Origin of the sequence: Saccharopolyspora soli (genome assembly GCF_022678645.1) — a bacterium.
Classification (GTDB): Bacteria; Actinomycetota; Actinomycetes; order Mycobacteriales; family Pseudonocardiaceae; genus Saccharopolyspora; species Saccharopolyspora soli.
In genome coordinates, this window is the sequence record NZ_JALBWV010000095.1 from 1 (window position 1) to 26,606 (window position 26,606).

General features: G+C 69.6%; 23 protein-coding genes. 8 read left to right on the forward strand and 15 right to left on the reverse strand.

Annotated elements, in window-relative coordinates; all coding sequences use genetic code 11:
- Positions 1-1,829 (reverse strand): adenine deaminase C-terminal domain-containing protein (locus tag MOQ72_RS40280; RefSeq protein WP_242191242.1); only part of this gene is annotated, 1,829 nt, incomplete at its 3' end.
- A 121-nt stretch (positions 1,830-1,950) separates the two neighbouring features.
- Here MOQ72_RS40280 and MOQ72_RS40285 point away from each other — a divergent pair.
- Both MOQ72_RS40285 and MOQ72_RS40290 read left to right on the forward strand, forming a co-directional pair.
- Positions 1,951-2,910: a LacI family DNA-binding transcriptional regulator gene (locus MOQ72_RS40285; protein ID WP_242191243.1), complete on the forward strand. Its 960-nt coding sequence runs from the start codon at positions 1,951-1,953 to the stop codon at positions 2,908-2,910.
- 105 nt (positions 2,911-3,015) lie between these two features.
- Entirely contained in the window at positions 3,016-4,176 is a 1,161-nt protein-coding gene (locus MOQ72_RS40290) for an aminotransferase class V-fold PLP-dependent enzyme (protein WP_242191244.1), read from the forward strand.
- 151 nt (positions 4,177-4,327) lie between these two features.
- Here MOQ72_RS40290 and MOQ72_RS40295 read toward each other — a convergent pair whose 3' ends face one another.
- From MOQ72_RS40295 to MOQ72_RS40310, 4 genes are all read right to left on the reverse strand, one after another.
- Entirely contained in the window at positions 4,328-6,133 is a 1,806-nt protein-coding gene (locus MOQ72_RS40295; RefSeq protein ID WP_242191245.1) for an FUSC family protein, read from the reverse strand.
- Between the two features lie 153 nt (positions 6,134-6,286).
- On the reverse strand, positions 6,287-6,880 hold the full coding sequence (locus MOQ72_RS40300; RefSeq protein WP_242191246.1) for a hypothetical protein: 594 nt from the start codon (positions 6,878-6,880) through the stop codon (positions 6,287-6,289).
- Positions 6,881-7,025: 145 nt separating this feature from the next.
- Complete coding sequence (locus tag MOQ72_RS40305; protein WP_242191247.1) at positions 7,026-7,376, reverse strand: hypothetical protein; 351 nt, start codon at positions 7,374-7,376, stop codon at positions 7,026-7,028.
- Positions 7,377-7,404: 28 nt separating this feature from the next.
- Positions 7,405-7,689 carry a hypothetical protein gene (locus MOQ72_RS40310; protein WP_242191248.1) on the reverse strand — a complete coding sequence of 95 codons (285 nt, stop codon included), beginning with the start codon at positions 7,687-7,689 and terminating at the stop codon, positions 7,405-7,407.
- Between the two features lie 325 nt (positions 7,690-8,014).
- Here MOQ72_RS40310 and leuA point away from each other — a divergent pair, with 325 nt between their 5' ends.
- Positions 8,015-9,808, forward strand: a complete 1,794-nt coding sequence (leuA, locus tag MOQ72_RS40315) for a 2-isopropylmalate synthase (protein WP_242191249.1) — start codon at positions 8,015-8,017, stop codon at positions 9,806-9,808.
- A 113-nt stretch (positions 9,809-9,921) separates the two neighbouring features.
- Here the strand turns inward: leuA and MOQ72_RS40320 are convergent, their stop codons facing one another.
- The gene (locus tag MOQ72_RS40320; RefSeq protein WP_242191250.1) at positions 9,922-10,569 is read right to left on the reverse strand and encodes a DedA family protein; all 648 of its coding nucleotides are present in this window, start codon (positions 10,567-10,569) and stop codon (positions 9,922-9,924) included.
- 292 nt (positions 10,570-10,861) lie between these two features.
- Between MOQ72_RS40320 and MOQ72_RS40325 the strand changes: the two genes are divergently transcribed.
- The 3 genes from MOQ72_RS40325 to MOQ72_RS40335 all read left to right on the forward strand — a co-directional run bounded on the left by MOQ72_RS40325 (position 10,862) and on the right by MOQ72_RS40335 (position 14,308).
- Entirely contained in the window at positions 10,862-12,031 is a 1,170-nt protein-coding gene (locus tag MOQ72_RS40325; protein ID WP_242191251.1) for a mandelate racemase/muconate lactonizing enzyme family protein, read from the forward strand.
- Between the two features lie 403 nt (positions 12,032-12,434).
- Complete coding sequence (locus MOQ72_RS40330; protein ID WP_242191252.1) at positions 12,435-12,692, forward strand: hypothetical protein; 258 nt, start codon at positions 12,435-12,437, stop codon at positions 12,690-12,692.
- Positions 12,668-14,308 carry an alpha-amylase family protein gene (locus MOQ72_RS40335; RefSeq protein ID WP_242191253.1) on the forward strand — a complete coding sequence of 547 codons (1,641 nt, stop codon included), beginning with the start codon at positions 12,668-12,670 and terminating at the stop codon, positions 14,306-14,308. The genes MOQ72_RS40330 and MOQ72_RS40335 overlap by 25 nt, the downstream gene beginning before the upstream one ends.
- Before the next feature lie 9 nt (positions 14,309-14,317).
- Here MOQ72_RS40335 and MOQ72_RS40340 read toward each other — a convergent pair whose 3' ends face one another.
- Complete coding sequence (locus MOQ72_RS40340; RefSeq protein WP_242191254.1) at positions 14,318-15,214, reverse strand: LysR family transcriptional regulator; 897 nt, start codon at positions 15,212-15,214, stop codon at positions 14,318-14,320.
- Positions 15,215-15,285: 71 nt separating this feature from the next.
- On the opposite strand from MOQ72_RS40340, the gene MOQ72_RS40345 reads away from it, so the two are divergent.
- The gene (locus MOQ72_RS40345; RefSeq protein ID WP_242191255.1) at positions 15,286-16,290 is read left to right on the forward strand and encodes an EamA family transporter; all 1,005 of its coding nucleotides are present in this window, start codon (positions 15,286-15,288) and stop codon (positions 16,288-16,290) included.
- Between the two features lie 63 nt (positions 16,291-16,353).
- Here the strand turns inward: MOQ72_RS40345 and MOQ72_RS40350 are convergent, their stop codons facing one another.
- The 8 genes from MOQ72_RS40350 to MOQ72_RS40385 form a co-directional block, all read right to left on the reverse strand.
- Positions 16,354-16,536 (reverse strand): hypothetical protein, encoded by a 183-nt coding sequence (locus tag MOQ72_RS40350; protein WP_242191256.1) that lies wholly within the window; start codon positions 16,534-16,536, stop codon positions 16,354-16,356.
- 149 nt (positions 16,537-16,685) lie between these two features.
- Positions 16,686-17,786 carry an ABC transporter ATP-binding protein gene (locus MOQ72_RS40355; RefSeq protein ID WP_242191257.1) on the reverse strand — a complete coding sequence of 367 codons (1,101 nt, stop codon included), beginning with the start codon at positions 17,784-17,786 and terminating at the stop codon, positions 16,686-16,688.
- Positions 17,787-17,934: 148 nt separating this feature from the next.
- Positions 17,935-18,942: an ABC transporter ATP-binding protein gene (locus tag MOQ72_RS40360; protein ID WP_242191258.1), complete on the reverse strand. Its 1,008-nt coding sequence runs from the start codon at positions 18,940-18,942 to the stop codon at positions 17,935-17,937.
- A 14-nt stretch (positions 18,943-18,956) separates the two neighbouring features.
- Positions 18,957-19,889, reverse strand: coding sequence for an ABC transporter permease (locus MOQ72_RS40365; RefSeq protein ID WP_242191259.1), 933 nt, complete (start codon positions 19,887-19,889; stop codon positions 18,957-18,959).
- A gap of 4 nt (positions 19,890-19,893) precedes the next feature.
- Positions 19,894-20,904, reverse strand: a complete 1,011-nt coding sequence (locus MOQ72_RS40370; RefSeq protein ID WP_242191260.1) for an ABC transporter permease — start codon at positions 20,902-20,904, stop codon at positions 19,894-19,896.
- Between the two features lie 100 nt (positions 20,905-21,004).
- Entirely contained in the window at positions 21,005-22,699 is a 1,695-nt protein-coding gene (locus tag MOQ72_RS40375) for an ABC transporter substrate-binding protein (RefSeq protein WP_242191261.1), read from the reverse strand.
- 374 nt (positions 22,700-23,073) lie between these two features.
- Entirely contained in the window at positions 23,074-23,670 is a 597-nt protein-coding gene (gene recR / locus MOQ72_RS40380; protein WP_242191262.1) for a recombination mediator RecR, read from the reverse strand.
- 136 nt (positions 23,671-23,806) lie between these two features.
- Positions 23,807-24,136 (reverse strand): YbaB/EbfC family nucleoid-associated protein, encoded by a 330-nt coding sequence (locus tag MOQ72_RS40385; protein ID WP_242191264.1) that lies wholly within the window; start codon positions 24,134-24,136, stop codon positions 23,807-23,809.
- 429 nt (positions 24,137-24,565) lie between these two features.
- Between MOQ72_RS40385 and MOQ72_RS40390 the strand changes: the two genes are divergently transcribed.
- A complete protein-coding gene (locus MOQ72_RS40390) occupies positions 24,566-26,389 on the forward strand; it encodes a S9 family peptidase (protein WP_242191263.1) in 1,824 nt (607 codons plus the stop codon).
- Positions 26,390-26,606 lie beyond the last annotated feature (217 nt).

The following is a 26,606-nucleotide window of genomic DNA, read 5'->3' on the forward strand; positions in this document are numbered from 1 at the left end:
GGCCCCACCCCCCCCCCCCGTCCCGGGGGGGTGGGTGCGCGGGCTCCCCCCCCCCCCCGGGGGGGGGGGGGGGGTTGTGCCACAACCCGCCCCCCCCCGGTTTCCCCCCCCCACGACCACCAATGCCGCATCCGTCCGTGGCAGCAGTCGAGGACCTGCGGAGTCCAGCCGCGGGCCAGGACATCCACCAGGCCCAGGTCGGTGATCTTTACGCTCGGCGAGACCGCGAGCGTCAGGGTGGAAACGCTCATGAACGGATTGGCGTGCCGCCAACCCCAAGCCTCAAGCGCTTCGCGCACTCGGCGGGAGCCCGCCACCACCTGCTCCGTCGGCTTCGCCGACATCACGCCGCCGACCTCCAGCGGCAGCCGCGCCGCCACGCCTCCGGCGTGCGCGACCGCTACCCCGCCGTCGTCGGCGAGCACCGCCGCCGCAGCGGCTCGCATCGCGCGCCGCGAAGTCCCAATGGTGACGAAGTTGTGGCTGTCATGGGCGTATGTGGTGCTCAAAGCCCCTTCGTCGAGGGACATTCCGACCACCGGCACGCAAGACGTGTTCGGCCGCCCGTGGCGGTTGCGCACCCACAGCAGTGCGACGTGCCCTTCCCAGCGCACCTCGCCATCGACCACGTCCAGCGACACCTCGGCGGCCTCGGTGAACGTGTCGATCGGATTCACCCGCAGCGCGCGGAACTCGTGCTGCCCGTCGGGCAGGTCGAGCCGCCAGCGGAACTCCTCCGGCCCGACCTCGGACACTCGCACGGATCCGGCGAACGGATGCCCCGCCACGTCCGGCTCCGGGTAGGTGGCCGAGCCGCCGCGCGCCACCACCACACCACCCGAGAGCACGGTGTCCACCGCGAAGTCGGCCAAATCCCCGTCCAGCAGCAACAGGTCAGCGCGCTTCGACGGCGCGACGACACCCCGGTCGTACTGCCGCAGCCGCTGCGCGGGGTTCCAGGTCAGTGCGCGCAGCGCGTCCAGCGGCGGCAGACCGGCCGCGACCGCTGTCCGTCCAATGTGGTCCAGGTGTCCCTTCGCCGCGATGTGGTCGGCCGCCAGGTCGTCGGTCACCAGACACAGCGGCGGCAGTTGCGGCAACGCCCGCAACGCCGACACGACCTCCGGGAGCAGGCATTTCTCCTGCAACATCACGGTCATGCCCAGCCGCGCCTTCTCCACCGCGACCTCGGGGGTGTTCTTGGTGTGGTCGGAGTCGATGCCGGTGGCGAGGTACTTGCTGAGCTCCTCGCCGGAGAGGTTCGGGCAGTGCCCGTCGAGGATGGTGCCGCGCTCCCGCGCGACCCGCACGATGTCGTGCATCCGCTGGTCACCGGCCACCACGGCGCGGTAGTCCATCACCTCGGCCAGCGCGGAAATCCCGTCCCACGCCAGGAGTTCGTCGATGTCCACCGGATCCAGGTGCGCCCCGGAGTGCTCCATCCCGGCCAGCGCGGGCACGCACGACGGAACACCCCACAGCTGGGTCTGCGGGCTGCGCTTCCCGTCGTCGATCATCCAGCGCATCGCGGCCTTGCCAGCCACGTTGACGATCTCGTGCGGATCGGCGAGCACCGTCGTCGTGCCGCGCGGCAGGGTCAGCCGCGCGAAGGCCGCCGGGGTCGTGAAGGAGCTCTCGATGTGCATGTGCGCGTCGATGAAGCCCGGCACCACCAGCTTGCCGGTGGCGTCGATCACCTCGTCGGCGGCGCCAGCGCCGGGTGGCACGACACCGCTGATCACCTCGCCGGTCACCAGCACGTCGGCTTCGAAGATCTCGCCGGTGAACGTGGACACCACGCGTCCACCGGTGATCCGCAGGTCAGTCACGCCAGGACTCCTCACGACTCGTCTGCGGCGGAAGAAGACTTCCCTGGTGATCGATGCAAACGCTTGCAGCGACGATATGCGGCGCGGTATGAAGGTGTCAAAGGAACGTGGAGGGAACGCGATGGCGCGGCTGGCCGACGTAGCCCGCAAGGCCGGGGTGTCGGTGGCGACCGCGTCGCGCGCGCTGGTGCGGCCGGAGATGGTCGCGGAGCGGACCCGGCAGCGGGTGCGCGATGCGGCGGCCGAACTCGACTTCCGGTACCACCCGTCGGCCCAGGCGTTGGCGACCGGCCGCAGCCGCTTGCTGGCGCTGATCGTGCCGGAGCTGACCAACCCGTTCTTCGCGCCGATCATCGCGGGCGCGCAGCGCACCGCGGAAGCGGCTGGCAACGATCTGCTCGTCGTGGTCGGCGAATCGGCGGAGCGGGTGCGGGCGCTGATCGACCGGCTGCGCGACCGCGTGGACGGATTCCTCGCACTGGCGCCGCGCGCGCCCAGTTCGGTCTTCACGTCCGTCGACGTGCCGTTGGTGCTGGTGGACCGGCGGATGCGCGGGGTGCCGTCGGTGGTCGTCGACACGGCGAGTGGTCTGGGAGCGATGGGTGCGCACCTGGCCTCGCTCGGGCATCGCCGCATCGCCTACCTCGGCGGGCCGCGCGGCTCGTGGAGCGATCCGCGCCGCCTCGCGGAGTTGCGGCGCGGGCTGGCCCACGAGGTCGTCGTTTTCGGGCCGCTGCCACCGACTTTCGAGGCGGGCAGCCGGATCGTCGGCGAGCTGCTGGACAGCGGGTGCACAGCCGCCGTCGCCTACAACAGCGCCTTGTTCCTCGGGCTGCTGTACCGGTTGGCCACGCTCGGTGTGCGGGTGCCGGAGGAGTTGAGCGTGTGTTGCGCCGACGATCTGGCGGGACTCGGGCTCGCGGTGCCGGAAGCCACCGCGCTGCACGTCCCGGCCGAGGACGCCGGAGCGTCGGCGGTGCGCACGCTGCTCGGTCTGGTTGAAGGACGGTCGCCGCAACCCAGACATCAGCTGGTAGGGGTAGATCTCGTGGTCGGTAGGACCACTGCGGTACCCGGCTGAACGGGGGAACGCACTGCGCCCGGGGAATTACGATTTGACCGGATATTCGGCGCTGTGCCGCCTCTGCCGTTACGTTCTGTGCGGTGATGCGGTAAGACTTCACTCGTGTGGACCAGCACGAGACCGACGGCAGAGGCGCTTGACGACGCCGACGCGCTCGCCGGTCTGCGCGCCCGCTACGACCTGCCGCCCGGCTTGATCCGCCTCGACGGAAACAGCGGTGGCCCGCTTCCCCGCAACGCGCCCGCCAGGCTGCGCCGGTTCGTCGAGCACCGCCGGGAGCTGCGGACCGCGCGCTCGCGCGCTGAATCCGACTGGCGCCGCGAGGCACGACTCGTCGCAGCCGCGCTCGCCCCGCTGATCGGTGCCACGCCGAACGAGATCACCGTCTCCGAGTCGACGTCGATCAACCTGTTCAAGGGCCTGCTCGCGGCGACCCGGCTGCGCCCGGACCGCCCAATCCTCGCGGTGGGCCGGGACTGCTTCGCCGCGGACCGCTTCCTGGCCCAGTCCGCCGCCGACTTCTCCGGCTGCCAGCTGCACCTGCTGGACAGCGCCGACGAACTGGCCACGCTGCCCGCGGATCGGATTGCGGTCGTCGCGCTGTCGCACACCGACCTGCGGTCCGGGGCGGTGCGCGACGCGGCGGCCATCACCGCGGAGATCCACCGCAGCGGTGCGCTGGCGTTGTGGGAACTGAGCCATTCGGCCGGGGCCCTAGACGTGGATCTGCACGCCTGGAACGCGGATTTCGCCATCGGCTGCGGCCACCGCTACCTCGGTGGTGGTGCGGGTGCGCCCGCGTACAGCTTCGTCGCCGACCGGTATCGCGACGAGATCCCGACGGGCGTGTGCACTGCTGGCGTCCCGCATCCGCTGGCCGACGGCTTCGCGGGCACCGGATCCGCCCTCGGGGTCTCCGAGCTGCACGCCGGTCTATCCATTTTGGACGGTGTGTCGAGGACTGCCCTGGCGGAGAAGGCCACCGGCCTGGCAGACCTGTTCCTGGAGCGGCTGGACGCGCTGTGCCCGGACGCGAGGATCGAGATGGTGGCCCCGCCCGCGGGGCTGTCCCGCGGCGCACAGCTGAGCCTCCGGCACGACCAGGCGCAGCGGATCGCGGACGCGCTGTTCGACCGGGACGTCCTGGTGGACTACGCGGAACCGGACCTCCTCCGGCTCAGCTTCGCCCCGGCCTGGCTCCGCTACGTCGACATCTGGGAAGCCGCCGAACAACTCCACGCCACCCTCCACAAGGTGATCTGAGCAGCCGGGCACAAAAAGAACCCCCGGTGCATTCCGGTTCGAACGCGCCACCACCATCGGCTTGGGCGGCACGCACTGCCCGTTCCACTTCAGCCACACCGAGGGCTGAGGTGGTCGTGAGTGCTCAGCCGGGCTAGAGCCCGGTTGACACTCACGACCCCGCGACGTCGGCGTAAATGCGTTCCAGCTCGACTCGCAGGTCGGCAGGGGGTACTGGGGCCGCGCGGAGTTGGCGGGTCGCGGTGCGCATCGTGGACACCAGGCGTTGGGCTTTTTGGAGGTCCTGCGGGTTGTTGAGGACGGCTTTCTCGGTAGCCGCGTCGACCACTCGCTCCAAGACGATGATCGTCGGCCACCAGCGCTCCGCTTCCGCGACGGCCGTGGGGTCCATCAGCTGTTGCTGGAGGGCCGCGCGCAGGTCCGCGAGTTGGCGGTAGGTGCGGCGGCGCAGCACGGATCGGCCGTGGCGCACTCCGGCCAGCGACTGGGACACGTACTCCGAAACCGCCTCCACCGCGTCGGCGAACCTGTCCGGCAGCGCTGGCCCTTTGCCCAGGGGGCGCAACAGGAATCCCACCACCAGCACGATCGCGCAACCCACGAGCGTGTCGATGAGCCGGGCCACCGGGAGGAAATGCTCGATCTGGCTCATCTGCAACAGGACCAACGCCGTGACGACCGCGCTGAACAGGCCGTAGTGCCGGTTGAGCGCCACCGGAAGCTTGGCCGCCAGCGCGACGATGAACGGCAGCATCCACCAGCCGGTCGGCACGAGCACGAGCAGCGCCGAGGCGATCAGCACCCCGGCGACCGTGCCGACCGCGCGCATCAGGGTGCGGGCGAAGACCGAGCCCGAGTTCGGCTTGAGCACCAGCGCGGCGGTCAGCGCGACCCAGTAGGGCTCGTCCAGCCCGGCCGCCAACCCGATCCCTTCCGCCAGCGCCAGGCACAGCACCATCCGGAACACCTGCGCCCAGGTGGAACGGCCGAAGCTCAGCCGCAACCGCTCGCGCTGTTCGCCCGAAACCTGCGGGCGTTTCGCGCGTCGGAGCCTGGTGATCAGGTCCTCGATGCCCCGGTCGAGGGCCCGCACCAACGGCGACTCGTCGGCACCGACCCGGTAAGGCGCCGGGACCTCACCGGTTCGCATGCAACGCGCCAGCTCGCGCAACGCTTCGCAGGCCCGCTCGGGCGGTCGCTTTCCGGCGTGCGCCAAGGAAACCGACGCTTCCACGATCGGCGTCGCGTGCGTGTAGACGAGGTAGAGGCGGTCGCGCACGCGGCTGCGCGACATCGACCCGGCGCCCACCAGCACGTCGTGCGCGTTGTCGAGCGCTTTGGTGAGGTTCTGCCGCGCCGCGACCGGTGATTCGGCGTCGAACATCCGCAACGTCGCCTCGAAAACCGCCGCGACCACGCCGCGTGCCGGAGCCGTGCCGCGGAACGGCCAGGTGGCCGCCACCAGCGCGAGCAGCAGGAGTTCACCCGCGAAGAACCACCAGACCTGCGCGCCGAGCGGCAGCGCCGCCGACTTCTGCCCGGTCGCCACGACGCAGAACGTCAGCATGTGCGCGCCGCCGGACGACCAGAGGTCGCCCATCCTGCTGGACAGCACCGAAGGGACCGACACCGCGAGCACGATCGCCGCCGCCCACCACGGCCCCGCCGCAGCAGCACCAGCCGCGAAACCGAGCGCGCCGAGGATCGCGGCCAAGCCAACTCGGCGCAATCGATACTGGTACGAACCGGTCAGGTCCGAGAAGCTCGCGCACAGCGCGCCGACCGAAGCGAGCACCGCCTCGTCCATCCGGCCGGTGAGCAGGCCGACGACCTGCGGTGCGCCCATGCCGACGCTCGCCGCGCACACCCGCGTCCAATCCGCCGGGATGGGTATCGGACGCAGCATCCGCAGCAGCCAGAGCGGCGGTACGAATCTGGGCAGCGCTTCGCTCGTCACACGCACATCCCTTCGGTGACCGGGACGCGCGCTCCACGCCGAGCGGCATCGAGTTCTCGTCCGCGCGGGACGACAGTGCCTTGAGAGCTCGATTGTCACCGGGTGGTGGCGACCGCACCGCCGATCGCCACCGGCGTCACACCTTGGGATGCATCACACCGCGACCTTGCGGACCAGCCTGCCCAGCATCGTGGCGGCCAGCAGCCAGACCGCAGCGGCGCTGCCGTAGTTCAGGACGAGCGCCAGGTTCGGGTCGGCGGGCAGGAACAGATCGGCGAACGGCGCGACGAGAGCGGGGCCGATCGCCCCGGTGAACTGGACCATGCCGTTCGCCGGGTTGGCGCCGCCGACCGCGAGCACGGCGTTGACGACCAGCAGCACCGCCGCCAGCGATCCGAGCCATTCGATGACACCGGCGGCGACCTTGGCCCGGCGGATCCGGCTCTGGGCGCGCTCGTGGGTCAGCACCGCCTCGGTGCCCAGCACCGCGGGCGGGGGCACCACCACGGTGGGTTCGTCTTGGCTGGGCAGGATGATCGGCGGAGTTGGTTCGGCGGTCAGGCGGGCATGGCGGATCGACCGAATTCCCGGCGATGTTCCGGTTCTCCCGGTGGTCTTCTCGATCAGCTCGGTGCCGTCCGATCTCGGGCTGCGCTGGTCGGTCGTCCGCACCGCACCCACCGGACTGCGCGGAATCGGCGGCAAACTCGGGAGTTCCTTCGGGCTATCGCGGGTCGTGGACAGCATGCCGTGGAGTCTCACACGCCAGCGACGAACACCTCCAGAGCCGAGCACGGCGAGATCTCCAATGCCCGCTTACCGGATTCTTATCGCCACCTGAATACCCAGGCCACGACACGCGCTCAACCAATCAGTCCAGAGTGGACTCTGGTCAGATGAGGGCGCGGAGGATCTTGATGGCCAGCGACGTGGCCAGCAGCCAGAACAGCGCCGCGATGCCGTAGTTGACCAGCACCGCGGCCTTCGGGTCGTCCGGCATGAACAGGTCCTGGAAACCGAGCGCCAGCGGGTCCGCCCAGGACGCCACGAACCGGGTGATGCCGTTTTCCGGATTCGCGCTGCCGACGGTCAGCACCACGTGGATCGCCAACAGCGCGGCGCACGCATTGCCGACCAACCGGACCGCAGTGATCAGCACACCGACCGCGCGAACCCATGCTCGCCGCAGGTCAGCGCGCCGCACGCCACCTTCGTGGGCACCCATGCTGACGTCCTCCGCCACGATCTCCAGTGTGGCACGAGGTACCCGGTCAGCTGAATGCGCGAGCCAGCACCCCGCACAACAGCACCCAGAAGGCCGCCGCCAGCCCGTAGTCGAGGAGCACCTGCAACGCCTCGCCAGGCACGTGCACCAGGCCGGGGAAGAACAGCGCCAACGGCTCGGCCGCCTGCGCCACGGAACTCGCCAGCCCGTTCTCCGCCGGGAAACCGGTCAGCACGAACATGATGTGCACCACCAGCACCGCGGCGAGCAGGAAACCCGCGCCGTTGAGCAGCGCCGCGACCCCGGACTGCCCCTTCTTCTTCGTCGCCATCCGATCGATCCTTCCCGTCGGCCGCCGACCACTCTGCCAGGCAGGAGCGCACGGGCTGCCCAACCCGCGGGCCGTGTCCGGCACCCGGATCAAGCCGCTGCGCCGCTCGACGGAGCGCTGAATCCGCTGGCCATCGCGTGTCGCGTCCCACCATTTGGACAGGGTGCTTGCATTTCGGGTTGCCCTTGCGGTTAGCCTTGCTCCGTGGCTCGCGTTCTCCTGCTTCGCCGCCGCGACGGGGTCTACTAGACCGGCCCCTCGTCGCGGGGTTCGAACGTGCCGGTCGTCGGTCCAGACCCGGTAACCGAGCAGGAGAACCACTCGCATGAGCACCAACTCCCCCGACTCCCAGGCCCCGTTCGCCGGTCGGGTTCACAAGCCGTCCCGACCCGCCCCCGACGATCAGCAGCCGTGGAACCCGCAGCTGGGCAGCGACATGCCGTACCAGCGGTACCGCCCGTTCCACGAGCTGGTCGAAGACGTATCGCTGCCCGACCGCACCTGGCCGGACAAGCGCATCACCAAGGCCCCGCTGTGGTGCGCGGTCGACCTGCGCGACGGCAACCAGGCGCTGATCGACCCGATGTCCCCGGCCCGCAAGCGCCGCATGTTCGAACTGCTGGTGCAGATGGGCTTCAAGGAGATCGAGGTCGGCTTCCCGGCGGCCAGCCAGACCGACTTCGACTTCGTCAGGGAGATCATCGAAGACGGCGCGATCCCCGATGACGTCCGCATCCAGGTGCTCACCCAGTGCCGCCCGGAGCTGATCGAACGGACCTTCCAGGCGCTGGAGGGCGCGCCGAAGGCGATCGTGCACATCTACAACTCGACGTCGATCCTGCAACGCCGCGTGGTGTTCCGGGAGGAGCGCGAGGGCATCAAGAAGATCGCCACGATGGCCGCCGAGATGACCCTGGAACTGGCCGGGAAGTACCCCGACACCGACTTCCGCTTCCAGTACTCGCCGGAGTCCTACACCGGCACCGAGCTGTCCTACGCCGCCGAGGTGTGCGACGCCGTCACCGAGATCTGGCAGCCCACCCCAGAGCGGCCGGTGATCCTGAACCTGCCCGCCACCGTCGAGATGGCCACCCCGAACGTCTACGCCGACTCCATCGAGTGGATGCACCGCAACCTCGCCCGCCGCGATTCGGTGATCCTGTCGCTGCACCCGCACAACGACCGCGGCACCGGCATCGCCGCCGCCGAACTGGGCTACCAGGCAGGCGCCGACCGCATCGAGGGCTGCCTGTTCGGCAACGGCGAGCGCACCGGCAACGTCGACCTGGTCGCGCTGGGCATGAACCTGTTCAGCCAGGGCATCGACCCGCAGATCGACTTCTCCGACATCGACTACGTCAAGCGCACCGTCGAGCACTGCAACCAGCTGCCGGTGCCCGAGCGGCACCCGTGGGGCGGCGAGCTGGTCTACACCGCGTTCTCGGGCAGCCACCAGGACGCCATCAACAAGGGCCTCGACGCGCTGCGCGACGCGGCGAACCAGGCCGGGGTGCCGGTGGACGAGTTCCCGTGGGAGGTGCCGTACCTGCCGATCGACCCGAAGGACGTCGGCCGCACCTACGAGGCCGTGATCCGGGTCAACTCGCAGTCCGGCAAGGGCGGCGTGGCCTACATCATGAAGACCGAGCACCAGCTGGACCTGCCGCGCAAGCTGCAGATCGAGTTCTCCAAGGTGGTGCAGGCGCACACCGACTCCGAGGGCGGCGAGGTCAGCCCGGCCGAGATGTGGTCGGCGTTCTCCGCGGAGTACCTGGAGGCCACCACGCCGCTGAGGCTGGTGCGGCAGCGGGTCGCCGGGGAGAACGGCAACGAAACCATCACCGCGACGGTGGTCGTGGACGGCGAGGAGCAGGAGATCACCGGTACCGGCAACGGCCCTGTCTCGGCCTTCGTCGACGCGCTGAGCAGCATCGGCTACGACGTGCGGGTCATGGACTACCACGAGCACGCGTTGACCGCTGGTGACGACGCGCGCGCGGCGGCCTACCTGGAGTGCGCGGTCGGCGAGGAGATCTTCTGGGGCGTGGGCGTCGACACCTCGACGATCACCGCCATGCTGCGCGCCGTGGTGTCCGCGGTTAACCGCGCCAACCGCTGACCAATGTCGTGAGTGGTAATGGTCGCTAGAACGACCATTACCACTCACGACCCGAGTGGGCGCGGTCGTGAGCGCTGATGGTCGCTGTAGCGGCCGTTGCCGGTCACGACGGGTTAGCGGACTGGGGCGTCGGTTTCTGGTTCGGCGTGCTCGGCTTCTTCGGCTTCGTCGGCCCGCTCGGCGCGGCGGCGCACCACGTGCACGATCAGCCAGCCGAGGACGACCGTGATGACCAGGGCCACCCACGAGAACCGGTGGAACCACTGCCCGGCCACCAGGCCGAACACGTAGGACAGCGTGGTCACCGTGCCCGCCCAGGCGATGCCACCGGCCGCGTTCGCCACCAGGAACTTGCGGTAGCGCATGCCGAGGATGCCAGCCAACGGCCCGGCCAGGATGCGCAGCAGCGCGACGAATCGGCCGCCGAACACCGCCCACGCGCCCCAGCGGTCGAACGCCCGCTCGGCCTGCCGCACCGGGCGCGGCCCGAAGTGCTTCGGCATCTTGCGGCCCAACCAGCGCAGCAGCGATCGCCCGTAGCGCTTGCCGATCGCATAACCGATCGAGTCGCCGACGATCGCGCCGCTGGCCGCGATCGCGCCGAGCAGCACCGGGTTGACGACTCCCTGCGACGCCGCGACCCCGGCGCTGACCAACATGATCTCGCCGGGCAGCGGGATCCCCACGCTTTCCAACCCGATGATCAGCCCGACCACCAGGTAGATCACCCCGGGTGGGATCGTGTCCAGCCACTCGATCATGAACGTCCGTTTCGGTCGGGAACCACGCGCGCGGTCGTCGGCTGCGACCGGCCACCGGCCAGCGTACGCAGTGGACGCTGTGGACAGTCGGGCAAAGGACACCATCTTTGGCACGCGACAGCACCGAATGTGACGCTACCCACACGGCAGTCGGGAGTGGATGGCGGCTTCGTCGGCAATGCCTATCTTCGAAGCGGCGCAGCGACGGCTTCTGGGGGTTGATGACCGCACCGCCGCGCCGCACAAGTTCAAAGGCATTCTCTGCGTTCACATGCCCTGGGGGGAGGGCGTTTTGCGCATCATCGGCATCCGCAGCATTCCGGTCGCCGTGCCGTTCCACGCCGAGGAGAGGTGGGCGTACGGCAGTCGCCGCGGCCTGGTCAGCGTGCTGATCGAGATCGACACCGACGAAGGCATCACCGGCCTCGGCGAGGCACCGGCGTACCCGTCGGCCGAGATCGTGCTCACCGCGCTGCGTTCCATCGAACGGTTCGCCATCGGCGAAGATCCGTTCCGCACCGAGCGGATCGCGAAACTGGTCGACATCGTCGGCACCTGCCACCACGTGGGCGTGACCAGCCCGGCGTTGGCCGCCATCGACATGGCCTGCTGGGACATCGTAGGCAAGGCGTGCGGCCAACCGCTGGTCAACCTCTTCGGCGGCCCGCTGCGCGAGGACGTCGAATACCTGCACTACATCCCGCAAGGCACCCCGGCCTGGATGGGCGAGCAGGCGGCGCAGGGCGCTGCGGCCGGGTTCGAGAGCTTCTACGCGAAGGTCGGGGTGGCGGACCCGGCCGCCGATGTCGAGCGGGTCGCCGCGATCCGGGAGGCCATCGGCGCCGGGCCGTCGCTGCGGGTGGACGCCAACGAGTCGTGGTCGACGGCGGCGGCGCTGCGGGTGCTGCGCGCCCTGCAGCCCTACGACATCGAGTTCGCCGAACAACCGGTGTCCGGCCAGAACCTGGCCGAAATGGCCCGATTACGAGCCCGCACGGGCGTTCCGCTGCTGGCCGACGAGGCGTCCCGCACGCGGTACGACCAGCTCGACGTGATCCGGCAGGGCGCGGCCGACGCGATCTCGGTGGACAACGTGCTGGACGGCACGCTGCTGAACATGAAGCGCTCGGCCGGGATCTGCGAGGCGGCGGGCCTCCCGGTGGTGAAGCAAAGCCTCGGCGAGCTCGGAGTGGCGACCTACGCGGCGGCGCATCTGATCGCGGCCACGCCCGGCTTCCGCCACGCCAACCAGTCCTACGGCCCGTTGCTGTCCGACGACGTGGTCGAAGGCGGCTGCCTGCCCTACCGGGGCGGGCGGTTGCGGGTGCCGGACCGGCCGGGCATCGGGGTGCGGCTGGACCGCGACCGGCTGGCCCGCTACGCCGAGCTCTACCAGGTCGCTGGCCACGAGTACGGCTGCACCGAAGTGGCGAACAGCACACCGGAGGTACCTGATCGCTGACCGAATACGCCGCTGGTCGTAGTGCGGTGCGCGAAAATCGGCGCCCAGACCGGTGAGCACACTCGACCAAAGTTGGTATTGCGCGTTGCGCCGAATCGGCACGATGGAGGGCGTCGCGATGTCGCGCGACGCCCCCTGGGGATATCAGGATCAGGGGGAGCGGCCGGTAGACGGGGGACACGTCGGGGCCCCGGTCACTCCCCCTCGATCCTCGCGGCGAGTGCGCGAATCGGCTTGCGCTGCGGCGCGGGTCGGGGCCACGGCCTTCACCTGTACAGGCGGGGACGTGCCAACTCCGCGTGCTCCCAGGTCACCGGCACCACTCGATCGGTCTACGCAACTTGATGCGGGACGGCACACGCGGTTCAGTCAGGCACCGAAACGCAGCAGTGTTGAGGTGGACATGTGGCCGACCGAAGACCCGACCGAGAAACTACGCTGGCGCATCCCGTGCACCACGCCGGACGGCACGGGCACCCTCACGGTGCTGGTGGTCGGCGATCGGGTGGCGGTGGTGCTACCACCAGGTGACACGCTCGTGTTCACCGCGAACGAAGCTGATGACCTTGCCACGCTGCTGGATGAGGCTGCGGGCTACCTGTCGCGCGGCGACCCGGACGAACCGGAGACGGCAACGTGGCCCTCATCGACACCGACCTGAGCTTCGATCCCCGCGACCCCTACTTCCCAACACCCGGCGCTGCCGGGGTCGAGTGGGCCTTGCAGGTGTTCACCACGACCAACGGCTACGGCATCGACTTCTCGCGGGCGCATCTGCGCGAAGGCGACCGGGTCCACGTGCACGCCGACCGGTACGCCCTGCTCGGGCAGCAGCAGGTGGTCGAGGCCGGTGAGGTCGACATCGAGGTGGTCCGCGCGGCGGGGGTGCTGGAGTGGTCGATCACGGTGCGCCACGACGAACCGGTGAAGTCGGTGAAGCTGCTGCTGCGCGGCCTGCCGCTGGAACAGCTGCGGGCCGGTTGGTGGGCGCCGAACACCGGGCGCGGCTGGGCGCACGGCGTCAACGGCCAGCGGTTCCAGCTCGAATACCCCGGTTCGGACTGGGCCACCCCGTGGGTGGCCGCCGGGGACGAGTCCAACGGGCTGGTGCTCAGCGTGCGCGATCCGCTGGTGCGGCGGCAGATCCTGCACGTCCACCAGCCCCCTTACGCACGCGGCCCGATCGTGGAGCTGGTGCACGTGCCCTCCGCCACGGCGCGCTCGACCACCTGCCAGGTGCCGCCGATCCGGCTGCGCCTGGGCACCACCGAGCACAGCGCCGACGCCGACCTCGACGAGCACCTGTCCTTCGTGGAAGGTGCGCACAACCTGGTGCCGTGGTCGTCCCGCGCCGACGTGCCGGACTGGCTGCGGCACATCGCACTGGTGGTGACCCTGCACGGGCAGCACTGGACCGGTTACGTGTTCAACACCTACGCGCAGATGGCCGAGGCGCTGCGGTTCGTCGCGCAGCACATCGATCCGCGCCGCGTGCTGGCCTTCCTGCCGGGTTGGGAAGGCCGTTACTACTACTCGTACCCGCACTACCGGCCCGGCGAAGACCTCGGCGGTGCCGAGGGTTTCGCCGCGTTCACGCACCTCGCGCGGCAGTTGGGCGTGCGGCTGATGCCGATGTTCGGTGGGCACGGCGCGAACGTGCTCAAGTACCCGCCGTGGGAACAGGCCGTGCTGCGCAACGACACCAACCGGTACGTGGAACTGCTGAACCGGCCGGACTGGGACTGCGACCGGATCGGCGAGGGCGACCAGGTGTTCCTCAACCCCGGCGAGCCGGAGTTCCGCGCCCACCTGGTGGAGTCGATTTCGGCGGTGGTGCGGGAATTCGGCATCGACGGGGCCTTCCTGGACACCCTCGGCTACTGGTTCAACGACCCGCGGTACGACGTGATCGACGGCTACCGGCGACTGGGCGGTGAACTGCATCGGCGCCACCCCGAACTGGTGCTCTCGACGGAGGGCTGGTGGGACGCGCTTTCCGCGGTCTTCCCGCTCAGCCAGCACTGGTACGGCGCAGATCGCGACCTGCGCAAACCCCGCGTGCTCACCCGCTATGCCCGCACCACCGGCCACCTCGCCGAAGGAACGCCGGGACCGGGCAGCACCGGCGTGCACGAGAGGGGCTTCCTGCCCCGCCCGGACGACATCGACCGGGAAGGCCACATCCCGGTGGTGGGCATCTCCGACACCACCCTCCCGGCATACGCGGAGCAGATCGCCGCCATCTGCCACTGGGCCGCCCAGCACGGCCCGCGGTAGAAAAGCGGCTCATCCCGTGACGTTCGCTGCCTCCGCCATCAGTGCGTCGAGGACGACTCGGACCGCGGGGCGTTCGGTAGCGCCGCGGCGGGAGACGACCTCGACGTTGCGTCCCGCGCGGACACCGGCCAACGGGCGCAGCAACAGCCGCGGACTGTCCACTGTGTAGCGTGGCAGCAACGCGACTCCGTGGCCGTCGGCGACCAGGGCTTCGGTGACCCGGAAGTCGTTGATGCGCTGCACCACCTTCGGCCGGACGCCGGTGCGGACCGCCAGCGAGCGCAGCACGTCGTCGACCGGGAAACCGATGTCCACACTCAGCCAAGGCTCGCCCACCAGCTCGGCCGGTTCGATGCGTTCCCGGGCCGCGAGCGGATGCCCCGGCGGCAGCGCGACGTCCAACGGTTCGCGCAGCAGCGGCGTGATCGTCATGCGCTCGCTGTCCAGCGGCGCCGCCTGGTCATCCCGATGCGTTACCACCAGGTCGAAATCGGCGGTCAGCTCCGGCACCTCCGGCGGGGTCATGTCGACATCGCGGCATTCCAGCCGCACGTCCGGGTGGTCGGCCATGCGCCGGAGCAGGCCGGGCAGCAGCAGGAACGCGCCGGACGGGAAGATCGCCACCCGCACCACGCCGCGCGGCGTCGACCGGTAGCTGTCCAGCTCGGCTTCGGCTCGGTCCAGCGCCGCGAGCACCTCGTCCGCGCGGGCCGCGAGAGCTCGGCCCGCGTCGGTGAGGCGCAGCCCGCGTCCGGCCGGTTCGGTCAGCTGCACCCCGACCTCGGCCTGCAACGCGCGGATCTGCTGCGACACCGCCGACGGGGTGTAGGACAGGGCCTTCGCGACGGCGGTGACGGTTCCGCGATCAGCGAGCTCGCGCAGGAACCGCAGCCTGCGAATGTCCATGCAGGAATACTACATATTGCCTGTAATTAATATTGCTTGTTCTTCACAGAGCTGGCCAGCAAGCTGCCAGGGTGACCTCACGCGACCGTTTGCTGGCCGTGCTCGTCGCCGTGCTGTGGGGCGGCAACTTCATCGCGATCGACTTCGGACTCGGGCACTTTCCGCCGCTGTTCTTCGCCGGGTTCCGCTTCGCGGTGCTGGTGGTGCCGACCCTGCTGTTCGTGCCGCGCCCGCAGGTGGAGTGGAAGTGGCTGCTCGGCTACGGGCTGTTCTTCGGCACGCTGCAGTTCGCGTTCGTGTTCGTCGCGATGCACATCGGCATGCCGACCGGGCTGACCTCGCTGGTGCAGCAGGCGTCCGCGCCGTTCACCGTGCTGCTCGGTGCGCTCCTGTTGCGCGAGCGGATCACGCGATTGCAGATCATCGGCATCCTCGTCGCGGTGCTCGGCATGGTCGTGATCGGTTGGCACCGCGCGCAGACCGCGGCACTGCTGCCCATGCTGGTGACGTTGTGCGGCGCGTTCTCGTGGGCGCTGGGCAACCTGTGCAGCCGGAAGGCCAACCCGCCGAACCCGCTGCACCTCGCGCTGTGGATCTCGATCGTGCCACCGCTGCCGATGTTCGCGCTGTCCGCGCTGGTCGAAGGCCCGGCGGCGGGCTGGCAGGCGGTGGCGTCGGTGGTCGACTCGCCGACCGGCTGGTACGCGCTCGGCGGGCTCCTGTACACGTCGCTGCTGGCCACCGTGGTCGGATCGGGCCTGTGGACGACGCTGCTGAGACGCTACCCGGCCAGCATGGTCGCGCCGTTCTCGCTGCTGGTGCCGGTAGTCGGCTTCAGCACGGCCTGGCTCGTGCTGGGCGAGCAGCCGCACCCGGTCGAGCTCGCGGCAGGCGCGGTCGTGGTGGGCGGAGTCCTGCTCGGCAGCCTCAACCGCACCCGCCGAACATCGCAACGCCCGGTCGAGGGCGCGGCATCGGAGGGCACGTCGTTGGCGGGGTCAGGTGAGGCGCTGGCGATTTCGCGCGAAATCGGCACCAGCGTCGCCTCACCGCCGCAGTTCGAAGACCGGCCCTAGCGGCTCCACCGGTGGCGGTTCGCCTGGAGCCGGACGAAGTGTCCTCGGCCTTGCCGCAGGCGCTCAGTGGGCGGGTCGGTCGCCGCGTTCGAAATCGGGGTTGCAGACGTGGACGCCGTTGCCTTCGGGACAGTCGTAGGGCACCAGGATCTCGCCGGACTCCGCTACCAGGACCTCAGCGGTCACCCGCTCCAAGATCGCCCGGTGTTCGCACGCCGAGCATCGCGGCGCACTGCTGTACCTCACCCACTGCCTCCGCTCCGCTTTCACCACAGGAACCCCGTGAACATATTGGACGGAGCCCCGAGCCCGGAGCCCAACGCGCAATTTCTCGCGAAATCGCGCATCCGTGAACCCAACAGAGCGCGGCTTGCCGCAGCCCGCGCAGGGGGTGGTCAGGAGGAGGGCGTGGCCGTTATGTCGAGGTCGCCGAAGTCCGCCGGGTTCACCGCTTCGGCCGTTACCTCGTGGGGTTTCAGGCGGCCGTCGCGGATTTCCTCGGCGTAGTGGCATGCCACCCGATGTCCTGGCTTGAGCTCGCGCAGGACCGGTCGCTCGGTGTCGCACCGGGCGGGCTGCCGCCACGGGCAGCGGGTGTGGAACCGGCAACCAGACGGCGGCGCCGCCGGGGACGGCAGGTCTCCGGAGAGCAGGATCTGCTCGCGCTCGTCCTCCACCACCGGATCCGGCACCGGAACCGCCGACAGCAGCGCCTTCGAGTAGGGGTGCAGCGGCTCTTCGTACAGGTCGTCCGATGGGGACTCCTCCACGATGCCGCCGAGGTACATCACCCCGACCCGGTCGGCGATGTGCCGCACCACCGCCAGGTCGTGCGCGATCACCAGGTACGTCAACCCGAACTCGGACTGCAGGTCCTCCAGCAGGTTCAGCACCTGGGCCTGCACCGAGACGTCCAGCGCGGACACCGGCTCGTCGGCCACCACCAGGTCCGGTCCCACCGACAGCGCGCGGGCGATGCCGATGCGCTGCCGCTGGCCGCCGGAAAACTCATGCGGGTACTTGCGCAGCGATGTCGACGGCAGGCCGACGGCCGACAGCAACTCGCGCAGCCGCTTGTCGGCTGCTTTCCGGTCGGAGCCCAACCCGTGCGCCCGCATGCCTTCGAACAGCAGCGACTGCACCGACTGGCGCGGGTCCAAAGAGGACAGCGGGTCTTGGAAGACCATCTGCATCCGGCGGCGCATCCGACGCAGCGGCTCGCCCTTCATCCCGGACAGGTCAACGCCGTCGAACACCACCTTGCCCCCGGTCGGCCGCTCCAACCGCAGCACGGCCCGCCCCAGCGTCGACTTGCCGCAGCCGGACTCCCCCACCAAGCCGTATGTCTCGCCGCGTTCGATCTGCAACGACACCCCGTCGACGGCGTACACGTAGCCGACCGTGCGATCCAGCACCACGCCGCGCTTGATCGGGAAGTGCACGGCGACATCGGCGAGGTCGACGAGCACGCCGGGCTTTTCAGTGGTTTCCGTCATGACCGCTCCACGCTGATCCGCGGGACACCCGCACCCGGTCGGCTTGCATGAGCGCTAAGCAGGAAAGTCTCGCTCATGACGCCTGCAGTACCTTGCGGGACACCCGCACCCGGTCGCCTTACATGAGCGCTAAGCAGGAAAGTCTCGCTCATGACGCCTCCATCGACGACGAAGAACTCGACATCGTCTCGCGCACCGGGTTGTGGCAGCGCAGCAGGCGCGCTCCGACGTCGATGCTCACGTCCGGGGTCTGCTGTTCGCAGACCTCCAGCGCGTTCGGGCAGCGCGGGCAGAACGCGCACCCCGCGTCCCAGGGGATGTTGTCGGTGATCGACCCCCTGATCGGCGACAACCGCTGGCCGCGCGGCGAATCCAGCCGCGGGATCGACGACAGCAGGCCAGCCGTGTAGGGGTGCCGCGGCCGAGCGAACAGTTCGTGCCGCGCCGCTCGCTCGACCACCCGGCCCGCGTACAGCACGTTCACCTCGTCGCAGAGCCCGGCCACCACCCCCAGGTCGTGGGTGATCATGATCAGCGCCGTCTCGGTCTCGGCGACCAGTTCCGCCAGCAGGTTCAGGATCTGCGCTTGGATAGTGACGTCCAGCGCGGTGGTCGGCTCGTCGGCGATGAGCAGCCGCGGCTTGCAGGCCAACGCCATCGCGATCAGCGCGCGCTGCCGCATGCCACCGGAGAGCTGGTGCGGGTACTCGCGCAACCGCCGCTTCGGGTCCGGGATCCCCACCCGCTGCAGCAGGTCCTCGGCCTCCGGCATCGCGGTCTTGCGCGGCACCCCGCGGTGCCGCTCGATGACCTCCGAGACCTGCAGGCCGATCGGCACCACCGGGTTCAGCGAGGTCAGCGGGTCCTGGAACACCATGCTCAGGTCGCGGCCGCGGCGCTGGTCGAGCTCCCGCCGGGACAGCCCCAGCAGGTCGGTGCCGTCGAAGGTGACCGAACCGGACACCTCGGCGCCGGTGTCCGGCAGCAGGCCCATGATGGCCAGCGAAGTCACCGACTTCCCGCAACCGGATTCGCCGACCAGACCGACGGTGCGGCCCGGCTCGACGTCGAAGGAGATGCCGTCCACGGCGGTCACCGGCGGCTCGCCCTTGCGGGCGAAGACCACCGAGAGGTCGCGTACTTCCAGCAGTGCCATGCGTTTCCCCACCTCTAGCGCCGACGCTTCGGGTCCAGCGCGTCCCGCAGCGATTCGCCGACCAGCGTGAATCCCAGCGCGACCAGGATGATGCAGCCAGCTGGCCAGAACGCCAACTGCGGATGCGAGTCGATGATGTTCTGCGCACCGCCGAGCATCTGGCCCCACTCCGGCACCGAGTCGTCGGCCGCGCCCAGCCCGAGGAAGGACAGCGCCGCCGCATCGATGATCGCCACCGCCAGCACCAGGGTGGCCTGCACGATGACCGGTCCGAGCGCGTTGGGCAGCATGTGCCGGAACACGATCGCACTCCGCTTCACCCCGAGCGCCCGAGCGGCCAGCACGTGATCGCTGGCGCGCTGCGCCAGCATCGTGCCGCGCAGCAGCCGCCCGAAGATCGGCACCTGCACGATCGCCACCGCGAGGATCACGGTGAACTGCGTCTGCTGCGCGAACAGGGCGCCGATCGACACCGCCAGCAGCAGCGACGGCACCGACAGCAGCACGTCGGCGATCCGCATCACCACCGCGTCCACCCAGCCGCCGAAGGCACCGGCCAGGATGCCCAGCACCAGGCCGCCGCCGAGTCCGATCACGGTGGCGAGCACCGCGACCAGCAACGTCTGCTGCGAGCCCAGCAGCAGCCGGGAGAACAGGTCGCGGCCGTACTGGTCGCCGCCCAGCGGGAAACCGGGCTGCGGCGGCGGAATCGTGTTGTCCGCGCGGGAAACCTGTTGCTCCAGCAGGCGTTGCGCGCCGTCGTGCGGGGCCAGGATCGGCGCGAGCACCGCCAGCAGCACGAACGCGCCGATGATCACCGCACCGACCACGAACACCGGGTTGCGCCTCAGCCGCCGCCAAGCCGACGCGGCCAGGCTCACCCCGGCGTCCGCCGCCGTCTCCGCCAACGCGTCGATGCGCTCCTTGCGCTGCGTTTTCAGCACCATGACCTCACCGTGTCCGCAGTCGTGGGTCGATCACCGCGTACGACAGGTCGACTATCAGGTTGACCAGCACGTACACCATCGCGGACGCCAGGATCACCACCTGCAGCACCGGGAAGTCCTTGCGCTGGAACCCGATCGCCACCGCTTGGCCGATCCCGGCGATGTTGAACACCCGCTCGGTCAGCACCGCCCCGGCCAGCAGCGCACCGGTTTGCAGGCCGATCGTGGTCACCACCGGCAGCATCGCGTTGTGCAGGATGTGCCGACGCCGGATCACCATGCTCGCCAAGCCCTTGGCCCGCGCGGTGCGCACGTAGTCCTCGTCCATCACGTCCAGCACCGCGGCCCGGGTGATCCGGAAGATCACCGCGAACGGGATGGTGGACAGCGCGATCGCGGGCAGGATCAGGTGCACGAACGCGTTCCACGAGGCGTCGAACTCGCGGGTCAGGATGCCGTCCAGGATGTAGAAGCCGGTCACCCGGGTCGCCTCCAACGCGGTGTCCTGCCGACCGGAGGCGGGCAGCGCACCCAGCTCGATCGCGAAGACGAACTTCATCAGGAAGGCCAGGAAGAACACCGGCACGGCAACACCGATCAGCGACCAGGTGATGCTCAGGTTGTCCAGCCAGCTGCCGCGCTTGCGAGCGGCCAGGTAGCCCAGCGGAACGCCGACCGCGACCGCCAGCAGCAGCGCCAGGATCGACAACTCCAGGGTGGCCGGGAACCGGGTCAGGAACACCTCCAACGCCGGTGCGCCGCGCTGCACCCCGGTCGAGGTGCCGAAGTCCCCGGTGACCGCGCGCCCCAGAAAACGCCAGTACTGCACGAAGATCGGCTGGTCCAGGCCCAGGTCGGCCTCCAGCCTGGCGCGCGCCTCAGGTGTGGCGCGGTCCCCCAGCAGCGCCGAGACCGGGCCGCCGGGCAGCATCCGCAGCCAGGCGAACAGCAGCATCGACAGCACAACGACGACCAGCACCAACTGCGCGAGTCGTCGGATCGTGTAGCGGAGCACGAAACCCCCGTTTGGTCAGTCCGACAGCGAGTGCGCACGTTCGCGCGGAACCGACCCACCTGGTGGTGGCACGTCGGTTCCGCGCGAAACCGTGTTCAACTCACTGCTCCGAGACGCTCACCGACGCGAATTCCTCGGCGGTCAACGGCGAGGGCTGCAGACCGTGGACCCGAGCGCTGGTCACGATCGCTGGCGGCGAGTGCGACAACGGCACCGCGGGCAGGTACTCCGACAACAACCGCCGGTTGATGTCCTGGTACATCTGGTTGCGCTTGGCCTCGTCCGGCTCGCTGTCGGCCGCCCGCAGCTGCGCCGCCAGGTCCTCGCCCCACGGCGCGGCAGCGGTGTAGAAGCGGTTGGTCGGCGTGCCGAAGAAGGTGCCGATGAAGTTGTCCGGCGTGTTGTAGTCGCCGGTCCAGCCGAGCAGGAAGATGTCGGCCCGAGCGTTGTCCACGTCGTCGATGTACCCGCCGTTCCACGGCTTGCTCACCGGGTTGACGGTGATGCCGACCTCGCGCAGGTCCTCGGCGATGGCGTTGTAGATGCCCTGCGGGTCCGGCATGTAGGGCCGGGTGACCTCGGTCGGCCAGTAGAAGTTCACCGTCAGGTTCGACGCGCCCGCCTCGGCGAGCAGCTGCCGCGCCCTGGCCGGGTCGTGCGGGTACTGCTGCACGTCTTGGGCGTAACCGTCCACTGTGTTCGGGTAGAACTGGGTGGCCACCGAGGCGCCTTCCGGCAGGTTGGCCTTGACCAGCGTCTCCCGGTCGACCGCGTAGGCCAACGCCTGGCGCACCTTCAGGTTCTGCAGCGCCGGGTTGTTCTTCTGCGTGATGCCCAGGTACATGATGTTGAACGGATCGCGGACCTGGACGTTGTTCCCGGCGTCGCGCAGCGCCTTGAGGTCGGCGGCGTTCGGCAGGTCGTAGCCGTCGATGGCGCCCGATTCCAGCTCCTGCTTGCGGACCGTCTCATCCGGGATGATGCGGAAGATCAGCTCGTTGAGCTTGGCCTTGTCGCCCCAGTACTGGTCGTTGCGGACCAGCTTGATGGTGCCGTTGCTCTCGTCGTACGAGCCGAACCGGAACGGCCCGGTGCCGGTCGGGTGCGCCTTGGCGTACTCCGGGTACACGAAGCTGTCGCCCTGCGCCTGCACGTTGTTGGCCTGGAACTGCTCCATCGCGGCCGGGGACTGCATGCTGAACGACGGCAGCCCGAGCAGGTCGGGGAACTTCGAGGTGGCGCGGGTCAGGTGCACCACGGCGGTGGTCGGATCCGGTGCCTCGCACGCCTGGAACAGCGACGGGGTCTTGCCGTCGGCGAAGCCGCCGAAGTTCTCGATCCAGTAGTAGGACAGCGCGTTGTTCTGGCCAGCGCCGGTCTGGTTGTACATGCGCTGGAAGTTCTTGCACACCGCGTCGCCGTTGAAGTCGGTGCCGTCGTGGAACTTCACGCCCTGGCGCAGCTTGAACGTCCAGGTCTTGCCGTCGGGGCTGTGCTGCCAGCTCTCCGCGAGCTCCGGCTCGACTTCGGACGACCCCGGCCGGAACCCGACCAACCCCTCCATGATCTGCCTGGTGACCCGGAAGGTCTCACCGTCGGATGCGTAGAAGGGGTCGAACAGGTCAGGTGCACCGGCCGCGCCGAAGGTGAGTGTGCCGCCTTCGCCGCCGCCTTCACCGCGCTGTGATTGCGCGCAGGCCGCCAGCGAGGTCGCCGCGACGAGTGCGACGGCTGCGGTCACAACACGACGCCGCGTGCTTGGTGCGCGACGCAGCGCCGATGGAGCTCTACTCATGGAAGCACCTCGGTGTGTCTCAGGTCTCAGAGTTCCGTGAGACTAACTCGCATTAGGAGTTCGGTGGAGTAGCTGAGGTTACGATCCCACTACTTAGGCGCTCCTAAGACCTGCCCGAGATTTCCGGCATTCACCCAGGTGGTCGACGCTGTTGAGCTGCTCAGCGGGCCCGCAACAATGCCCGCCAATGCTGGGAAATCCGGCAAAAACCGCGAAGAGAGCCGTTCGTCACAGCCGAAATTCCGGCCGCGAACGAGCACCCGAACGAGCTAAGAACTCGTGCGGATCGGGTGTGACCGCATGCCGACGTCAGGCGAGCGGCGCCAGCCGCTTTCCGCCACCCGCACCGCCACGCAAAGCAACCCGCGCACCCGCTACATCGCGCGGCGGCCGGAGAGGGCTCTGCCGAGCGTCAGCTCGTCGGCGAACTCCAGGTCGCCGCCCATCGGCAGACCGGAGGCCAGCCTGGTGACCGTCAGACCGGGGAAGTCCCGCAGCATCCGCACCAGGTAGGTGGCGGTCGCCTCGCCCTCGGTGTTCGGGTCCGTCGCGATGATCACCTCGGCGATGTCGTCCTGCCCGATGCGGGCCAGCAGTTCGCGCACCCGCAGCTGGTCCGGCCCCACCCCGGACAGCGGATCGAGCGCGCCGCCGAGCACGTGGTAGCGGCCCTTGAACTCGCGGGTGCGTTCGACGGCCAGCACGTCCTTGGGTTCTTCGACGACGCACACCAGCGTCTTGTCGCGCCGCTGGTCCTGGCAGATGCGGCAGGTCGTCTGCTCCGAAACGTTGCCGCAGACATCGCAGAACACCACGCCTTCCTTGACCTTCTGCAGCACTTCCTGCAGCCGGGTCACGTCCGCGGGCTCGGCCGCGAGCAGGTGGAAGGCGATGCGCTGCGCGCTCTTCGGACCGATGCCCGGCAACCTGCCGAGTTCGTCGATCAAATCCTGAACCGGACCTTCGTACACGTATCGCTCGTTTCAACGGGTGCCGATGCCGGGACCCCGGATCGTCGCACGGCGGTAGCGCTGGATCCGTCCGCCGTTCCCCCGGAACCGCGGACTCGAATGCCGGGCTCCCCACGGGCGGGGAGTCCGGGTCTGCTCACATGCCCGGCAGGCTGAGTCCGCCGAGGTCCGGGCCACCCCCGCCGAACGCGCTGGTGAGCGGGCCCATCTTCTCGGCCTGGAGTTCCTGCGCCGCCCGGTTGGCGTCGCGCACCGCCGCGACCACCAAATCGGCCAGCGTCTCAGTGTCCTCCGGGTCGGCCGCCTTCGGGTCGATCGACAGCCCCTTCAGCTCGCCCGCACCGCTGACGGTCGCGGTGACCAAGCCACCACCGGCGCTCCCGGTGACCTCAGCGGCGGCGAGCTCCTGCTGCGCAGTCATCAGCTGCTGCTGCATCTTCTGCGCCTGTTCCATGATCTGCTGCATGTTCGGCTGGCCACCTGGCTGCACCGTGATCCTCCTCCGGCTGGTGCGTGCACGTACCTCGCACTGGGTACGCCACCAGCCTAGAGAATGCACGGCCTGTTCCGCGTGCCGGTGCGGGTAGCGCAACTGCGGGATCCCGCACGGCGGCGCCTGTGAACTTGTCGTTGTTCTTGAAGCGGCGCCAGCCGCTTAGCCCACCCTCGCAACCGGCACCGCCGCAGGTTCTCAGGCGTCGTGTCGGGAGGACGGCCACGACGTGGTGTATTGGCATACATGATGTCGGGGATCCCACAGCGAGAAGACCTCTGAGGTTCCGCTACCCCCACGCAAACCAATCCGCGCACCCTCTTACTCGCGTGGCAAATTCGCGTGGTTTCGTGCGGGACTCATGCCCTGGGCTGCGGCGGCGAAGCATGACAGGGTGATCACATGGCGCTGGACATCGTGCGGTTGCTGGAGCTGACCAGCTGGCGGGCCTTCGACGTGGCCGACACCGGCTGGGTCCTGGCTGGCTCCGACGAGTCCGGCTCGATCCAGCTCGTCGAACTCGCCGACGGCGAGTGCACCCCGCTGACCGCCCTGTCCGGCGCGGTCACCGGCCGGTACCTGCCCGGCGAGCGAGCGGCGATCGTGCAGCACGACACCGATGGCGACGAGTGCAGCCAGCTCTCCCTGCTGCACCTGGACGAGCCGCGATCGGGCCCGGCGCGGCTGCGCGACCTGGTGCCGCTGGTCCGCGACCCCGAACACGTGCACCGACTGCTCGACGTCCTGCCGGGCCGGATCGTCTACGCCACCAACCGCCGCAACGGTGTCGACTTCGACGTGGTGATCCGCAGCGCCGTCACCGGTGAGGAGCAGGTCGTCTACGACCGGGGCGGCATGGTGCTGGCGGTGGCGGCGTCCCCGGACAGCCGCTACGTGGCGCTCACCGTGCCCGCCGCGTGGTCGCTGTCCGACCAGTTGATCTTGGTCAACACGATGCCGGTGACCGAGGCCGACCAGGTGCGGGTGCTGACCGACCGCGACGAGCCCGCCCGGCACACCAACATCGCCTGGTTGCCCGACGCTTCCGGGCTGATCGTCACCACCGACTTCGACCGGGACCACACCGGCATCGCGCGCATCGATCCGCGCACCGGCGCCCGGCGCTGGTTGGTGACCTCCGACGAGCACGACCTCACCGGCTGGCTCTCCCCGGACGGTTCGACGCTGCTGGTGCAGGCCAACGAGGACGGCGCGAGCCAGCTGACGCTGCACGACGCCGCGACGGGCGAGGTGTTGCGGGCGGTCCAACTGCCCGCCGACGGTTGGTGCGCGTTCCCGCTGCCGACCCCGGTCTGGTCGCCGGACTCGCGGTTCGTCGCGCTGACGTTCAGCGCCCCGACGATCCCCGGCGACGCGCTGCTGGTGGACGCCTCGACCGGCGATTGCCGGTCGCTGACCGAATCGGCGGCGCAACTCGACGGCCAACTCCCGGTCGAACCGAGCTCCTACCGGGTCCCGACCCGCGACGACGAGCAGGTGCCGTGCTTCGTGTACCAGCCGGACGAACCCGACCCGGAGTTGGACGGATCGGCGGTGCTGCTCATCCACGGCGGCCCGGAAAGCCAGTCGATCCGATCGTTCAACCCGATCGTGCAGGCACTCGTCGCGCAGGGGCATACCGTGCTGGTCCCGAACGTGCGCGGCTCCACCGGCTACGGCAAGCGCTGGTACTCGGCCGACGACGGCCGCAACCGGCTGGCGGCGGTGGCCGATCTCGGCGATGTGCACGACTGGCTGCCGACGATCGGCCTGGATCCGGAGCGCGCGGCGCTGTGGGGTGGTTCGTACGGCGGGTACATGGTGCTCGCCGGGTTGGCGTTCCAGCCCGAGCGCTGGGCGGCCGGGGTCGACATCGTCGGGATTTCGTCACTGGTCACGTTCTTGGAGAACACCGCCGCGTACCGGCGCGCGCACCGCGAGCGCGAGTACGGCTCGCTGGCGGCCGACGCCGGATTCCTGCGGGAGGCATCGCCGCTGACCAGGGTCGCGGCGATCGCGGCGCCGCTGTTCGTGCTGCACGGAGCCAACGACCCGCGGGTGCCGTTGTCCGAGGCCGAGCAGATCGCCGCGGCGGTGCGGGCCAAGGGGCTGGAGTGCGAACTGCTGGTCTACGACGACGAGGGCCACGGCTTGGCCAAACGCGTCAACCGCCTGGACGCCTACCCGCGAGCCCTCGCCTTCCTGGCCCGCCACCTGGCGAAATGACCAAGACCTGCAATTAGCTCGAACCCCCAGAACCCAAGATCTCCGCAGGTGCGACCACCCGCGCCACGCTCCGCCCACTCCGGTGGTGGGCCAATTAGGGGGAAATTTGGCCCCCCAGCGGGGGGGGGGGGGGGGGGGGCCCCCGCGGGGGGGGGGGCCCCGGGGGGGGGGGGGGGGGGGGCCGGGCGCGGGGGGGGGGGGGGGGCCCCCACCCGGG